The organism is Isosphaeraceae bacterium EP7, assembly GCA_038400315.1.
Taxonomy (GTDB): Bacteria; Planctomycetota; Planctomycetia; order Isosphaerales; family Isosphaeraceae; genus EP7.
This window is the reverse complement of the sequence record CP151667.1, coordinates 802,382-817,396: the sequence shown is the minus strand read 5'-3', so window position 1 is coordinate 817,396 and position 15,015 is coordinate 802,382. Positions and strand designations below refer to the sequence as shown.

Annotated in this window: 14 protein-coding genes; 9 read left to right on the top strand and 5 right to left on the bottom strand. The window is 67.4% G+C overall.

The window, feature by feature from the left end:
* Position 1: 1 nt before the first annotated feature.
* Positions 2 to 1,000 (bottom strand): DHH family phosphoesterase, encoded by a 999-nt coding sequence (locus EP7_RS03265; RefSeq protein WP_463526150.1) that lies wholly within the window; start codon positions 998 to 1,000, stop codon positions 2 to 4.
* A 138-nt stretch (positions 1,001 to 1,138) separates the two neighbouring features.
* Positions 1,139 to 2,131 carry a GDP-mannose 4,6-dehydratase gene (locus EP7_RS03260; protein WP_463526149.1) on the bottom strand — a complete coding sequence of 331 codons (993 nt, stop codon included), beginning with the start codon at positions 2,129 to 2,131 and terminating at the stop codon, positions 1,139 to 1,141.
* Between the two features lie 306 nt (positions 2,132 to 2,437).
* On the opposite strand from EP7_RS03260, the gene EP7_RS03255 reads away from it, so the two are divergent.
* The gene (locus tag EP7_RS03255) at positions 2,438 to 2,980 is read left to right on the top strand and encodes a hypothetical protein (protein WP_463526148.1); all 543 of its coding nucleotides are present in this window, start codon (positions 2,438 to 2,440) and stop codon (positions 2,978 to 2,980) included.
* Between the two features lie 128 nt (positions 2,981 to 3,108).
* On the opposite strand, the gene EP7_RS03250 is transcribed toward EP7_RS03255, so the two are convergent.
* Positions 3,109 to 3,564 (bottom strand): hypothetical protein, encoded by a 456-nt coding sequence (locus EP7_RS03250; RefSeq protein WP_463526147.1) that lies wholly within the window; start codon positions 3,562 to 3,564, stop codon positions 3,109 to 3,111.
* Positions 3,565 to 3,968: 404 nt separating this feature from the next.
* Here EP7_RS03250 and EP7_RS03245 point away from each other — a divergent pair, with 404 nt between their 5' ends.
* The 8 genes from EP7_RS03245 to moeB all read left to right on the top strand — a co-directional run bounded on the left by EP7_RS03245 (position 3,969) and on the right by moeB (position 13,168).
* The gene (locus EP7_RS03245) at positions 3,969 to 5,597 is read left to right on the top strand and encodes a tetratricopeptide repeat protein (RefSeq protein WP_463526146.1); all 1,629 of its coding nucleotides are present in this window, start codon (positions 3,969 to 3,971) and stop codon (positions 5,595 to 5,597) included.
* 194 nt (positions 5,598 to 5,791) lie between these two features.
* Positions 5,792 to 6,841, top strand: coding sequence for a tetratricopeptide repeat protein (locus EP7_RS03240; RefSeq protein WP_463526145.1), 1,050 nt, complete (start codon positions 5,792 to 5,794; stop codon positions 6,839 to 6,841).
* Positions 6,842 to 7,050: 209 nt separating this feature from the next.
* Positions 7,051 to 8,217, top strand: coding sequence for a phosphate acyltransferase PlsX (gene plsX, locus EP7_RS03235; RefSeq protein WP_463526144.1), 1,167 nt, complete (start codon positions 7,051 to 7,053; stop codon positions 8,215 to 8,217).
* A 61-nt stretch (positions 8,218 to 8,278) separates the two neighbouring features.
* Positions 8,279 to 9,190: an ACP S-malonyltransferase gene (gene fabD / locus EP7_RS03230; RefSeq protein ID WP_463526143.1), complete on the top strand. Its 912-nt coding sequence runs from the start codon at positions 8,279 to 8,281 to the stop codon at positions 9,188 to 9,190.
* Between the two features lie 122 nt (positions 9,191 to 9,312).
* A complete protein-coding gene (fabG, locus tag EP7_RS03225) occupies positions 9,313 to 10,086 on the top strand; it encodes a 3-oxoacyl-[acyl-carrier-protein] reductase (RefSeq protein ID WP_463526142.1) in 774 nt (257 codons plus the stop codon).
* Between the two features lie 268 nt (positions 10,087 to 10,354).
* Complete coding sequence (acpP, locus tag EP7_RS03220) at positions 10,355 to 10,588, top strand: acyl carrier protein (RefSeq protein WP_463526141.1); 234 nt, start codon at positions 10,355 to 10,357, stop codon at positions 10,586 to 10,588.
* Positions 10,588 to 11,838 (top strand): beta-ketoacyl-ACP synthase II, encoded by a 1,251-nt coding sequence (gene fabF, locus EP7_RS03215; protein ID WP_463526140.1) that lies wholly within the window; start codon positions 10,588 to 10,590, stop codon positions 11,836 to 11,838. The genes acpP and fabF overlap by 1 nt, the downstream gene beginning before the upstream one ends.
* Before the next feature lie 139 nt (positions 11,839 to 11,977).
* A complete protein-coding gene (moeB, locus tag EP7_RS03210; protein ID WP_463526139.1) occupies positions 11,978 to 13,168 on the top strand; it encodes a molybdopterin-synthase adenylyltransferase MoeB in 1,191 nt (396 codons plus the stop codon).
* A gap of 44 nt (positions 13,169 to 13,212) precedes the next feature.
* Here moeB and EP7_RS03205 read toward each other — a convergent pair whose 3' ends face one another.
* Positions 13,213 to 13,611 (bottom strand): helix-turn-helix domain-containing protein, encoded by a 399-nt coding sequence (locus tag EP7_RS03205; protein WP_463526138.1) that lies wholly within the window; start codon positions 13,609 to 13,611, stop codon positions 13,213 to 13,215.
* Between the two features lie 124 nt (positions 13,612 to 13,735).
* Positions 13,736 to 15,001 carry a DUF1501 domain-containing protein gene (locus tag EP7_RS03200; protein ID WP_463526137.1) on the bottom strand — a complete coding sequence of 422 codons (1,266 nt, stop codon included), beginning with the start codon at positions 14,999 to 15,001 and terminating at the stop codon, positions 13,736 to 13,738.
* Between the last annotated feature and the right edge of the window lie 14 nt (positions 15,002 to 15,015).

The window sequence follows — 15,015 nt, the reverse complement described above, 5'->3', positions numbered from 1 at the left end:
GTCAGCCGCGGGCCTCGGCCGTCGCCTTCTCCACCGCGGCCAGCACGAGGGGCATCGTTTCCTCCAGAGGGTCGGGCAGGCCGGCTCCCGCCGCGGCGCGATGGCCACCTCCGCCGAACTGGGCCGCAAGCTTCGAACAGTCGAGCTTTCCGCGCGACCGGAAGCTCGCCTTGATCCCACCCCGGGGCTGCTCAATCAGGAGGAGACCCGCCTCGATGCCCGCCAGGCTCACCGTGTAATCGATGATGTCCTCGGTGTCCGCCGGAATCGCGCCGGTCTCCTCGAAGTCTTTCCGGGTCACATACGTTGAGGCCACCTTGCCATCGCCCGTCAGCTTGAGGCGAGACAGGGCGACACCGGTCAAACGCAGGCGACCCAGCGTATTACGCTCGAACAGGTCGCGGTAGATCTTGTTGACGTCGGCCTTCGACTCTTGCAGGTCGGCCGCCGTCCGGAAGGTCTCGGGCGTGGTCGACGGGTGGTGGAACCACCCCGTGTCCATGGCGATCGCCGTCAGCAGGGCCGTCGAGATCTCCGGCGTGAACGTCCCGTGCAGCGCCCGGATCGCGCGGGCGACCAGGGTGCCGGTCGCCTCGGCCGTCGTGTCCTTCAGGAAGATGGCCCCCAGGTCATCCTGGCTCACGTGGTGATCGATCACCACGCGGGTGCCGCCGAACTCCCTCACCCAGGGGGCGAATTCGCCGAGCTGGCTCCAGGCCGACAGGTCGAGGATCACCAGGACTTCGCGGTCGGCCAGGTCGGCCGCATGCACCTGCGTCCCCCAGTGCTCGAACAGCGTGCCGTCGGGGTCGAGGTAGTCGTAGCGAGGCGGCGTCTTGCTCGAATTGACGACGCGGACGTCCTTCCCCTTCTGCCTCAGCAGGCCGGCCATCCCCGAGGCCGACCCCAGCGCATCGCCGTCCGGGCGGACATGGGTCGTCACCACGAATCGGTCATATTTATCAATCAGGCGGGCCAGAGGGGTCCAGTCGATGCTCATGGGGATGGGCAAATCCAGGGCGCAACGGGGCAAGGCAGGGCCGGGAGTCCGGACGTGCCAATCCTAGCCGCCCGCGACGCACCCACGCAATCCAGGGATCCGGCTCCGCCCAGCCCTCAACCTAACCATCGGTCGGATTCAGGTCGTGTACTCGCCCGTCCGGAAGAGATTCAGGTTGGCGCGGACCCATCCGATCGTCTCGGCCAGGCCTTCGTCGAGCGTGTACTTCGGCGACCAGCCGAACAGCTCGGTCGCCAGCGCGGTACCCGCGAGGAGCCTGCCGACTTCGCTGGCGGCGGGGCGGATGCGGGCGGGGTCGGCCTCGACGTGAATCGGCTTGCCAATCAGCCTGGCAATGCGCTCGACAAGCTCGCCGATGGTCAGGTCGTCACCTCGGCCGATATTCACGACCCGGCCGATCGCGGCATCGCATTCGGCGATCGCGGCGAACCCGGCGGCGGTGTCCTTGACATAAGTCAGGTCGCGCCTCGGGTCCAGGCTCCCCAGCTTCACCCGATCCAGGGCCAGCGCCTGGCTGATGATCGTCGGGATGATCGCGCGTGCCGACTGGCGAGGCCCGAAGGTGTTGAACGGCCTCAGCGTCGTCACCGGCAGCCCGAACGATCGATGGTAGCTCTCCCCGAGCGCGTCCGACGCAATCTTCGACGCGGCATAGGGGGACTGGCCACGCAACGGATGCTGCTCGGTGATCGGAACGAACTGGGCTGTCCCGTAGACTTCCGACGTCGACGTCAGCACCACCCGCTCGATCGAGTCGCTGTCGCGGGCGGAGTCCAGGACGTGGCAGGTTCCCACCGCGTTGGTCTGCACCACGTCGAGCGGGTTCTGATACGAGTACGGGATCGCGATCAGGGCGCCCAGGTGGTAGACCCGCTCTCGCCCCTTGATCGCCTTGCGCACCGCCTCAGGGTCCTTCAGGTCGCCCCGATGGACCTCGACGGCCTCGCGAATCTCGGCCGGAAGGCGGTCGACCTGGCCCAGGTCGTCGCGGCCGTTGTAGCGGACCAGGGCCCTGACCTCGTGGCCATCGGCGACCAGCCGCTCGACGAGGTGGCTGCCGATGAATCCGCCCGCGCCGGTGACCAGGACCCGCTTGCCCATCGCCTTCATCCCCTCTGACTTCGGGCGGGGCAGGCCCCCGCCGGCTGGCCATCCATGTCGCCGCCATCCTACGGTTTTACCCAGGCCGATCAACGCGAAACGTCAGACACCCCTCCGCGAAGCACAGGGTCAACCTACCAGCATTCTTTTCCCTATTTCTCCCTAAGCCCCTAAAGAGCGGAGACCACCTGGTCGATCTTGTTTAACATGTGGGGCGGCGAGTTGAGTTCCAGTCGAAGGTCGAGCGGTCTGAGCGAGGGTGGTGTCGCGATCCGCGACGGCGCCGGTCCCTCGGAGACTGCCGGAGGAAGGCCGATGTTGCTGCGACTGATCCTGGTCGGTGTGGTCAGTGCCATGGGGCTCAACCTGCCGTCGGCCCGCGACTGGGACGAGATGGCGGCCAGGGGCCACGCCTGGATCCAGGAGGCGATCGCACGGGTCGACTCCATGATGCCCGCCGGCGAGCTGGCCTTCGAGCCGGCCGCCCCCGAGGCGGCGACCCCCGAGCTAGTCCAGGCCCCGACCGAGAATCCGGACTGGGCCTTCGATGCGATCGTCGACCAGATGGCTTCGACCTTCGCCAACCCGCCGGCCCCGGTCGCCGACGTCGTCCTGCCGGCCGAGGCGACCGATCTCCTGGCCGCCGCGACGGGGCTGCCGGAACTGGTTGCCCCGATCACTCCGGAGCCCACGCCGGCACCAGCCGCCGTCGAGGTCATCGCCGACGCCAAGCCCGATACTCCGGAGGCGACACGCGGATCGCGGATTGACCTGGCCATCCGGCTGACTCGCGAGGCGATGGGGGCCTGGACGCGGGTCTTCGAGCCGGCCCCGCAGATGGCCTCGATGAGCCGCTGAATCCGGCCAGCACGGGCGATCGCAGGCCCGTCAGTCAGGCGAGCAAGACAGCACGGGGCCGGCCTCAACATCGAGGCCGGCCCCGTGTGTTTGTTTCGAACAGGACAGGCGGGATCCGCCGGCGTGTGTCACTCCGCCAGGCGGACGAAGGGCAGGGGGCAGGAGAGGGGGTTGGTGACGCTGACCTTGCCGATCTCGTCGTCCGGGCCGGGGTCGCCGACTGCGGAGAGGGAGTCGTTCGGATCGCCGTGCGAGTCAATCCGGCGATAGCCGAGGGCGTACACCACCCGGAGAACCTCGCCGTAGGTGGGGAAGGCCTTGCCGCTCTGAACCTTGAACCGCTGCATGGCGGTCATGAATTCGAGCTCGTCGTTGGTGTACTGCTTCTCGAACGTGGTCGGGTCGATCCGCCGTCGCCGTTCCTTGCGTTCGTGGCGCGGGGGCTTGGGCCGTAGTTCGGAGATGGGCAGCCCGTCGAGTAATTTTGCCGAGCCGTCGCGCCGCTCGTGAAAGACGCTATCCGGGGGATAGGCGTCAAAGTCGAATTTCGGGCTTGGCTCGGTCGTCTGTTCTGGGTCGGCCATGGGGATTGATCCATCCGGGTTGGGGCGTCTCGCGGTGTCCCGGCCGCCAAGAGCTGCCCGGTCTGGCTCGGTCGAGACTCAGAGAGTTCCTTAGTTGATGGAGCGGATCCTGTCAAAATGTGCGGGCGAGCCCACTCATGGGGAGTCGTCCTCGTCGCAGTCGGCCTAGGCTTTGGTGCCGCCGGTTCCGTGTGGCATAATGAACACGAGCACGGGGCGGAGCCACGTCCGGAGCGATCGAGCGGCGAGGACGGCCAACGGGCCGGCCCCGCCACCGCGCGAATCGACGGATCGATTTCATCTGATTGCACTTACGCCCTGCTTCGCATACCATCGATCACGTCGATAGCCCGAGCCGGACGACCCCACCCGGGGGCGTCCCTCATCACCGGAGATCTCCAGTCATGTCCCGAACCGCGCGGTTGTGGAAAGGGGCCCGCCCCTGGGCGCTGGGCGCCACCATGCTTGCGGGCGTGCCGGTTACGGCCGGTGAGGTGCCGCCGCTCGCCAAACAACTGATCAAGCTCGGCCAGCAGGCCAGCGATCAGGGACGGCCCGAGCATGCGGCCGACTTCTACCGGAGCGCCCTGAAGCTCGAGCCTGAGAACGCCGTCGCCCGCACGGGGCTCGAGAAGGTCGGCATCGTCCGAGTCGCCCTCCAGGAGCCGGCCTCCCCGGCCCCCGCGCCGGCGGCAGAGCCCGCCGATCGGGTCCCCCAGGCAACCCTGGAGAACGCCGCCGAGCTGGAACGCGTCCAGAACCAGCAGCTCCGCTCGGACATCGAAGAACGCCTCAGGGCGGCCCGCGAGCAGCTCAACGCCGGCCGCGCCGACCTGGCCAAGGACAGCCTCAGGCTGGCCAGGACCGTCGTCCAGTCGGCCGCCACCCTGGATGAAGGGGCCCGCCAGGCCCTCGAACGCCAGATCAACGTCCAGTACCTGACGACCGTCCGCCGCGAGGAGACGCTCGAGCTGGAAGCGGCCGAGACCCAGCGCCGGCTCGCCCGCGATGCCCAGCAGGCTCGCGCCCTCGACGCCCTGCTCCAGAGGCAGGACAACGTCCGGTCGATCATGTATCAGTTCGACAACCTGATGGCCGAGGGCATCTTCCGCGTCCTCTCCAACGGCGGGACCGGCAGCCTGGCCGTGACCACTCAGCCGTTCATCGACGCCCGCGAGATCTCGCGGTCGGCCCGAGGACTGCTCCCCGAGGCCCTCGCCCCCCGCGCCGGCCTGACCGTGACCACCTCGATCGGCTTCCTCGCGCAGTCGCTGATGGCCGAGGAGCTGAAGGAATTCCGCTACATGCTGTCGCTCCAGGACGTGGAACGCGCCGCCGTCCCGTTCCCCGACACCATCACGATCGAGTATCCCCCGGTTAACGCCGAGCTGCTCCGCAAGTGGGAACGACGGGCCGAGCGCTTCGGCCGCGCCGTCAGTCTCCAGGATCAGGACGAGGGGACCAAGACGATCCTGCGCAAGCTGAACGAACCCATCACGATGCAATTCCCCAACGAGACGCCCCTCGAGGACGTGCTCAAGTACATCAAGTCGGCCACGTCCGACGCCAACTACCCCGGGATCCAGTACTACGTCGATCCCGCCGGCCTCGCCGAGGCCGAACGCACCACGACCTCGCCGGTCTCGATCGACCTCGACGGTATCCCCCTGAAGACCGGCCTCAAGCTGATCCTCGACCAGCTCGGCCTGACCTACACGGTCAGCGAGGGGATCCTCAAGATTGACGCGGCCGATTCGGAAAACCTCGACACCGAGATCCGCGTCTACCCGGTCGCCGACCTCGCCATCTTCCCCATCTCGCTGATGAGCGGCGGTGGCGGCGGCGGCGGTGGTATGGGTGGCGGTATGGGCGGTGGTATGGGCGGTGGTATGGGTGGCATGGGCGGTGGCATGGGCGGTGGCGGTATGGGTGGTGGTATGGGCGGCGGTATGGGTGGCGGCATGGGCATGATGTCGATGCCCCCGCAGGATCCCGCCCAGGTGGGTGGATTCTCGGAAAAAAAAAGCAACTGAACGCCCTTAACCAGAAGCCCCCAAAGGCTCCAAACGCGACAAATCCCCGGGACCGAGGCGCGAAACCCGCGCCCGGTCCCGCTCTCGTTCCGGGTGATGACGTCCAGATTCTCACGCCCAAGGCCAAAGCGCAGCCCAAGAGCGACCCGAACGCCTACTGGACCCAGTACTTCCGCACGCACAATGACTCGCCCTTGCAGCTCATGGGGATCATCGCCAACCTGCGCGACGCCAAGAAATTCCCCGAGATCGAAGCCGCGCTCATGGCCTACCTGAGGCTTCACCCCAAGGACGCCGCCAGCTGGATGTACGAAGGGCTGGCCCTGTCCATCGAGCTCAACAAGGGGAAGCCGGCCGACGTCAAGACCTACCTCGGCTACGCCGCGACCCTGGCAAGGCGGGGCAGGGACCCGAACCAACTCGTGAACGTGGCCGACCTGTTGCTCACGCGCGGGTACTTCGACCAGGTTGGACCTTTGCTCGACCAGGCCGCCGACCAGGTCCCGCATCGGGGCGAACCCTTGATGATGTCCGTCAACCTGGCGCGCAAGACCAAGGACGACAAGCGGATGACAAAATCCGTCGAGCGTCTTCTCTCGCTAGGTTGGATGGGAGCCGACACCAAAGGCCGTACGCTCGACGATGTCATTCGTCGTGAGGCCCGAACGCAGGTTGAAGGGCGGGCCAAGGAGCTGCGCGAGGACGACAAGACGGCCGAGGCCGACGCCCTGCTGGCCTCGATGACCGAGTCGGAGGCTCGAGACCTCTACATCCGCCTGACCTGGGCTGGCGACGCCGATCTCGACCTTGTCGTGACTGAATCCCTTGGCGCGACTGCACGTTATGCCACCCCTCGCACGGTCTTCGGCGGCTCGATCCTGAAGAATGGCGAGGTCGGCGACCGCGAAGAGATCTACGTCTGCCCCCGCGGCTTCGACGGCGACTACACGATCAAGGTCGAGACCATCTTCTCCGACCCCGATCTCCCTCCCCCGACCGAGGCCACCCTCGAATACATCACCCACGAAGGGACCGACAAGGAGTCCCGGCATACCAAGACGATCGCCCTGAAAGGCAACTCGTCCGAGGCCGTGGTCGTTCATCTTGAAGGGGGCCGCCGCAAGGAAGTCCTGCCGTTCATCGCGCCTCCAATGAAGGTGAAGCGCAAGGGCCCGCCGTCGGTCGAAGCCGCCAAGGCCAAGGCTAAGGCCTCTGCCACGCCCGCCACGCCCGCCCCGAAGTAACACATCCTTGCAGCCGCGACCCCCGGCGACCTTGCACGCCGGGGGTGTGCCCCCCTTAATCCGAAGTTCCTGCCGGCACGCTCGCTCACTTCGTGGGTTCGAGATCTCTCTCCGACATCTGTCGTCGAAACTTGACAGTCGTCCGTGGCATTCCCTACCATAAGGCCTCGCCCGTGGCGGGACGCCTCGAGGCCTCTCGCCCGCCCCTCATGAAGACGAAACGAACCCGAGCGGTCGCCCCGATCGATCTCGTCGGGTCGTGGCAGGGTTCGACCGACGCCGCGACGCCCTATCTTGCCGATCGCGGAGAGGAGTTCCTGCCGATGCGGATCGCCCTGGATGCCATGGGTGGCGACCACGCCCCCGCCCCAATCGTCACCGGCGCCGTCGAGGCCGTCCGGGAGCAGCTCGACCTGACCGTCGTGCTGGTCGGCGATCAGGCTCGCATCGAGGCCGCGCTCGCCGAGCACCCCGACGCCCCCCTCGACCGACTACCGATCGTCCACGCCAGCCAGGTCATCGAGATGGGCGAGAAGCCCGTCGAGGCCCTCCGGCGCAAGCGCGACAACTCGATCTCGCGGTCGTGGGCCCTGATGGCTTCGGGCGAGGTCTCCTCGGTCGTCTCGGCCGGCAGCACAGGCGCGATGGTGGCCTCGGCCCTGGTCAACGGCAAGCTCTTCCTGCCCGGCGTCCGGCGGCCCGGCATCGCCGCCATCTTCCCGTCGCACAAAGGGCCGATCGTCCTGCTCGACGTTGGCGCCAACATGGGCGCCAAGCCGGAAGACCTTTACCAGTACGGCGTCATGGGCTCGGTCTACGCCGAGACGATCCTCGGCATCGCCGACCCCAAGATCGGCATCCTCAACGTCGGCTCCGAGGACGACAAGGGGAACGACCTGACGCGCGCCGTCCGCGCCTTGTATATCGACAGCCCGCTTTCGAGTCGCTTCGCCGGGTTCATCGAAGGGCGTGACCTGTACGAGGGCAACGCCCGAGTCGTGGTCTGCGAGGGCTTCGTCGGCAACGTCGTCCTGAAGGCCGGCGAAGGGGCCGTCGAGTTCCTCTTCTCGATGCTCAAGGAACAAATGGGCGGCCTCCTGCCCAAGCTCGGTGCCGAGCTTGGTGGCATGGTCGGCGGTGGCCTCAAGGCGCTCAAGTCGAGGTTCGAGTACGAGGAATTCGGAGGCGCCCCGCTGCTGGGCATCCGCGGCTCGTGCATCATCTGCCACGGGTCGAGCAAGGCCCGCGCGATCAAGAACGCCTTGCGAGTCGGCGGGGCGATGGCCGACGATCGCCTGGGCGACCGGATCGTCAAGGAGCTGGCCCAGGCCCCCGGCACGACCGCCGGCCTCAACGCGGCCGGAACCCTGGCCTGATCGGCGTCGGCAGCCGACCCCGTTTTCAAAGTGGAAGTGATCGGCCAGGAAAGGCGGGACCGTGGCGAAGGTGGCGTTCTTATTCCCGGGGCAGGGGGCCCAGGTCGTCGGCATGGGCAAGGCGCTCTACGAGGAGAGGCCCGCCGCGCGGGCGCTCTTCGACCGTGCCAACGAGGTGCTCGGCTTCGACCTCAAGTCGATCTGTTTCGAAGGCCCCGCGCAGGCGCTGGAGGCGACCGACGTCAGCCAGCCGGCCATCTATGTCGCCAGCCTGGCGGCCCTGGAAGACCTGCGGGTGACGCAGCCCGAGGTCGTCGAGGCCTGCGCCGGCGCCGCCGGGTTGAGCCTGGGCGAGTACACCGCGCTGACCTTCGCCGGGTCCCTCGATTTCGAGTCGGGCCTGAAGCTCGTCCGACGCCGGGGCCAGGCGATGCAAGCTGCGGCCGAGGCCACCCCCGGCGGCATGATTAGCGTGCTAGGGCTGGACGAGGAGAAGATCGACCAGCTTTGTCTGGCGGTCGCCGACCACGGCCGGCTCTGGAAGTCCAACCTCCTCGGGCCGGGCAACATCGTCGTCTCGGGCGATAAGCCGGCGCTCGCGCGGGTGGAGGCCGTGGCCAACGAGCTTGGCGCCTCGCGGGTCATCGCCCTGGCCGTCGCCGGGTCGTTCCACACCCCCCTGATGCAGCCGGCCGACCGTCAGCTCGCCGAGGTCCTGGCCGACACCCCGCTGACCACGCCGCGGATTCCGGTCTACTCCAACGTCGACGCTCAGGCCCACTCCGATCCGGACGATCTCCGCAGGACCCTGGTCGCCCAGGTCATCGGCGAGGTCCGCTGGGAGGAGTCGATGCGGCGGATGTTGGCCGACGGCTTCGACACCTTTTATGAGTTAGGACCCGGCCGTGTGCTGACCGGCCTGCTCAAGCGGATCGACCGGAAGACCCCCTGCACGAGCGTCCCGGCACGTTAGGCTTCGACGATTTGGCATTGCCCGCCGGGGCCGCGAGTCCCTATAACCACGACCGTACGACGGGCCGCCCGCACCGGGGGCCCGAGCCCAAGTCTCTCGCCCCGACCGACAGGATGCCCTCCATGGCCAGCGCCGAACCGATCAAGGGATGCACCGTAGACCTCGGCGGGCAGGTCGCCCTGGTGACGGGTGCCTCGCGCGGCATCGGCCGCGCCGTCGCCGTACGCCTGGCCGCCTGCGGCGCCACCGTCATCGGCGTCGCCCGCACCCAGGAGGCCCTGGAAGGGACGCTCAAGACGATCCGCGACGCCGGCGGGACCGCCGAAGGATATGCCGCCGACGTCTCCAATGCCGACGACGTGAAACGCGTGGTCGACGACGTCGAGGCCAAGTTCTCCAAGGTTCATATCCTGGTCAACAACGCCGGGATCACGAAGGACGGGCTGCTGCTGAGGATGGAGGACGACGCGTGGGACCAGGTGATCGACACCAACCTCAAGAGCGTCTTCCTCTTCTGCCGGGCCGTCGGCCTGCTGATGATCCGCCAGCGATATGGACGGATCATCAACCTGTCCAGCACTTCGGGCCTGATGGGCAACCCCGGCCAGTCGAACTACTCGGCAAGCAAGGCCGGCGTGATCGGATTCACCCAGACGGTGGCCCGCGAATTGGGCTCCCGCAACATCACCGTCAACGCGGTGGCCCCCGGATTCATCACCACCGACATGACCGATTCGCTTCCCGATAAGATCAAGGCCGAGGTCAAGGAGCGGATCCCGGTCCGGCGTCTGGGGATGCCCGACGACATCGCCGACCTGGTCTGTTATCTGTCGGGCCCCGGAGCGGGGTTCCTCACCGGCCAGGTGATCGCCGTCGACGGCGGGATGACGGCCTGACCTTCGCGGTAGACAAGGCGAGATCTCCTTGCTACTTTGATCCCTCCTCCGGCTGAACCGGGAATATGGGCATGGAGCCGAAAGGCCCATCCGCCCGAAACTCTCGGCCCAGCCAGCCCCTCCCGGGCACGACGACCCGCCCCGCGAGTCGTCCGCCCCTTCGAACGAACGAGTTGATAAGGTCCCGGACCCCGACGTCACGCCCCGCGACGAATCCCAAAGAGGCCGGCGCGGGCCACGGCCCGGGATTTTTTCAGGAGATTCGCCCGTGTCCGTGGAAGAACGCGTCATCGAAATCGTCAGCGAACAGATGGGCGTGGCCAAGGATCAGGTGTCCAAGGAGACCTCCTTCGTCAACGACCTGGGTGCCGACTCGCTCGACACCGTCGAACTTGTGATGGAATTCGAAGAGGAATTCGACATCACGATCCCCGACGAAGAAGCCGAGAAGATCCAGACCGTTGGCCAGGCCATCCAGTACATCGAGGGTCACACGAAGTAATGGGCCGTCGCGTCGTCATCACGGGCATGGGGGTCGTCACCGCCCTTGGCACCACGCTCGACCGATTCTGGTCGGGCCTGGTCGAGGGAAGGAGCGGGGTCGCACCCCTCACGCTCTTCGACACGACCGAGTTCAAGGTGCATTTCGGTGGCCAGTGCCACGGCTTCGACGGCGACGCCCTCTTCGGGGTGAAAGAGGCCCGCCGGCTCGACCGTTTCGCGCAGTTCGCCATGGCGGCCAGCATCTCGGCCGTCGCGGACTCGGGCGTCGACTTCGCGGCCTACCTCCCCGAATCCTCGGGCGTGCTCATAGGCTCCGGGATCGGCGGGCTCAGCGAGTTCGAGACCCAGCATTCGGCGATGATGGCCAAGGGGCCGGGCAAGATCAGCCCCTTCACCATCCCCAAGCTGATGGTCAACGCCGCCAGCGGCCAGGTCTCGATCAAGTTCGGCCTCTGCGGCCCGAACTCGGCCGTCGCCACCGCCTGCGCCAGCGCCGCCAACGCCATCGGCGACAGCTTCAAGCTGATCCAGGCCGGCCTGGCCGACCGGATGATCACCGGCGGCAGCGAGGCGGCCATCACCCACATGGGTCTCGGCGGATTCGCCGCGTTGCGGGCACTCTCCACCCGCAACGACGACCCTCAGCGGGCCAGCCGCCCGTTCGACAAGGATCGGGACGGCTTCGTCCTGTCCGAAGGGGCCGGCATCCTCCTCATCGAGGCCGAAGAGGTCGCACGGGCCCGCGGCGCCCGCATCTATGCCGAGCTGCTCGGCTACGGGATGTCGGCCGACGCCACGCACATCACCGCCCCCGACGAATACGGCCGCGGGGCCGCCCGAGCCATGCAGATCTGCCTCAATGACGCCAAGCTCTCCGCCGACGCGGTGGGCTACGTCAATGCACACGGCACGAGCACCGGGTTGGGCGACCATGCCGAGACGCTGGCCATGAAGCTCGTCTTCGGCAATTACGCCAAGAAGCTCCAGGTCTCCAGCACCAAGAGCCAGCTCGGTCACCTGCTGGGTGCCTCCGGCGGCGTCGAGCTGATCGCGTCGGCCCTGGCCATCCGCGACGGTGTCCTGCCGCCGACCATCAACCTCGAGACCCCCGACCCCGACTGCGACCTGGATTACATCCCCAACGTCGCACGCGAGTCGAAGGTCCGCTACGTCATGTCGAACAGCTTCGGCTTCGGCGGCCACAACGCCAGCCTGCTGATCGGCCGGTATGAGCCGGGCGGGAATTGACCGGCCCGGTATCATGTCGGCATGAGGCGTGGCCCCCATTGGGCGACCTTTGAAGCCCGTCCAACCCATCGCCCCGGCCTTCGCGCCGGGGCGTCGTTCGTTTCCACGCAGCGCCCGCCCCTGACACGGGATCGCACCGATGAGCTCTCTCCCCGCCTTCGACCTGCTCGGCGACCGCCCGGATGCCGAGACCCTCTCCTCCGACGACGTCCGGCGCTACGCACGCCACCTGATCATGCCCGAGGTCGCCACCGCGGGCCAGAAACGCCTCAAGGCGTCGAGGGTCCTCTGCATCGGCGCCGGCGGGCTCGGGTCTCCGCTGACCCTGTACCTGGCCGCCGCCGGCGTGGGGACCCTGGGGCTGGTCGACTTCGACGTCGTCGACGTCTCCAACCTCCAGCGCCAGATCATCCACACCACGGCCGATGTCGGCCGGCCAAAAATCGACAGCGCCGAGGAGAAGCTCAAGGCCATCAACCCGGCCTTGAAGGTGATTCGCTACGAGTTTCCGATCGATAGCTCCAATGCGTTGGAACTCTTCGCCGACTACGACGTCATCATCGACGGGACCGACAACTTCCCGACCCGCTACCTCGTCAACGACGCCTGCGTGCTGCTGGGCAAGGCGAATGTTTACGGGTCGATCTTCCGGTTCGACGGCCAGGCGTCGGTCTTCTTCCCGCCGCACGGCCCTTGCTACCGCTGCCTCTACCCCGAGCCGCCGCCGCCTGACCTGGTGCCGAATTGCGCCGAGGGGGGAGTGCTTGGCATCCTGCCGGGCCTGATCGGCGTGGTCCAGGCGACCGAGGCCGTCAAGCTCCTGCTCGGGGTCGGCCGCCCGCTCATCGGCCGCCTGCTGCTATACGACGCGCTGGACATGTCGGTGCGCGAGATGAAGGTGCGCAAGGACCCGAAGTGCCCGATCTGCGGGACCAATCCCACGATCCGCGAGCTGATCGATTACGACCAGTTCTGCGGGGTCGCCAAGCCGGGCGCCCATGAAGAAGCCCAGGGCGACAGCTTGACCCCGTCGGAGTTGAAGGGCCTGCGGGACCGCGGCGTGCCGCACTTCTTGCTCGACGTGCGCAACCCTGAGGAGATCGACATCTGCCGGATCTCCGGGTCGACGGTCATCCCGCTGCCCGAGCTCCCCGGAAGGCTAGGCGAGCTCGACCGTTCGCGTCGGATCGTGGTGCATTGCAAGAGCGGCGTCCGCAGCGCCAAGGCAATCGATCTGCTGAAGAAGAACGGGTTCACAAAGCTCGAAAACCTGACCGGCGGCATCCTTGGCTGGATCCAGGACGTGGATCCGAGCCTGCCGGCCTACTGACCGCCCGACAGCAACCTCGTCCCCCCCGATCCGGGGGGGCGGGGTCAATTCCTGGACGCGGGCTGTTCGCCAGCCACTCGAGCGTCGACCAGCCTGCGCATCGCGACGTCGAAGTCGATGAACCGAAGCAGGCCGAGCACCTGCGCCGCCTGGAAGAGGCCCACCTGGCGGGCAATCTTCAGCAGCTGCTCCTCGGCCTCGGGCAAAGCCGACGCCCCGGGCCTCGCGACCCCCGGATCCTCGTCCAGCTTGTCATCGGCGAGGAAGTCGACGGAAACGTTGAGCGCCTTGGCGAGCTTCCAGGCATTCTCCAGGCCGGGCTGCGATTTGCCCGACATCACACGAGAGACTTCGGAGTCGCTGATCCCGGAAACGCGAGCCAGCTTCTGCTGGTTCATTCCGAGCGCGTGCATGTGTTTATAGAGCTTTTCGGCGAGTTTCATGATCAAACTATACGTCGTCCGTCCGCCCGGCGGAAGGGGATTATCCCGCTTTAGCAAGAAATTCGAGAGCAAATGAATGCATGCCCGCGTTTTCGGGACCTGACTAGCCCGTCTGCGGGAACTTTCAGGTGCCTTCGGGGCCAAATAGGCCGACGGGCTCGTGGCCGTCCCCCACGATCGGGGCGGCCGGGATGCCGAGCCACGGGCCGAGCAGGTCGGCGTAGACCCGGCGGAAATCGGTCTTGAACCTGAGGTCGCCGTCATCAAGCTTGTCGAAGCTCGGATGCTCGCCGACGAGGCCCGTTTTGGCCAGCGGCCCGACGACGAAGACGGGGGCGGCCGCACCGTGGTCGGTGCCGCCGGACGCGTTCTCCTCGACCCTCCGGCCGAACTCGCTGAAGGCCAGTGTCGCCACCCGGTCGGCCTGGCCGTCGGCCGCGAGGTCGGCGTGGAAGGCGGCCAGCGAGGCCGACAGCTCGGTGAGCAGGGCCCGATGCGGGGCCGCCTGGTTGGCGTGGGTGTCGAAACCGTCGAGCGACGTATAGTAGATGCGCGTGCCGAATCCCGCCTTGATGATCCGGGCGATCAGTTCCAGTCGCCGGGCCAGCCCGTAATTGGGATAGCTTGCCCCGCCGTCTTTGGGGGCGACCACGGCCTCCAGCCGTCGGCTCGCGTCGAAGGCGGCCAGGGTGCTGCGCCTGAGGAAGCCGAGCAGGGCGTCGTCGGGCCCGCGATCGAGCCGGGTGAGCGAGTCGAGCGCGTCGCGGGAGGCCCTTCGATCGGCGTCCGCCCCCTCGATGCGCAGGCGGAACTGGTCGAGCGTCTCCAGCGAGGGGACCGTCGCGTCGCGGGCCCGCAGCGCCAGCGGCAGGCCGTGGCCCCCCAGGTGCAGGCCCGGCATGTCGCCGCCGGAACCTCTGGGCGCCGAGTCGAGCGCCCGGCCGAGCCAGCCGGTCTCGGGCTTGCCGGCCGCGGTGGTCGCCCCCTCCCAGATCTCCATCGACCGGAAGTGCGAACGATCGGGGTTGGGGTAGCCCACCCCCTGGATGATCGCCGCGTGCCCCCCTTCGATCAGGCCGGCGAAGCCACCCATCGCCGGATGCAGGCCGATCTCCGAGGTGATCGTCTTCACCTCGTCCGACTTGATCCGCAGCGCCTTCCGCCCTTTGGCGTACCCGTCCATGGCGTGCGGGATCACGGTATTCAGCCCGTCGTTACCGCCGATGAGCTGGATGACGACCAGGACGCGATCGCCCCCGGACTTCGCGGCGGGGTGGCTTGCGGCCAGCGCCGATCGGGCCAGGAAGGTGGGGACGGTGGCCCCGCCCATCGAGACGAGCGAGCTTGCGGCAAGCGACGACCTGAAAAAATTGCGTCGGGAACCGTGCATGGGTCGGCCTCCGT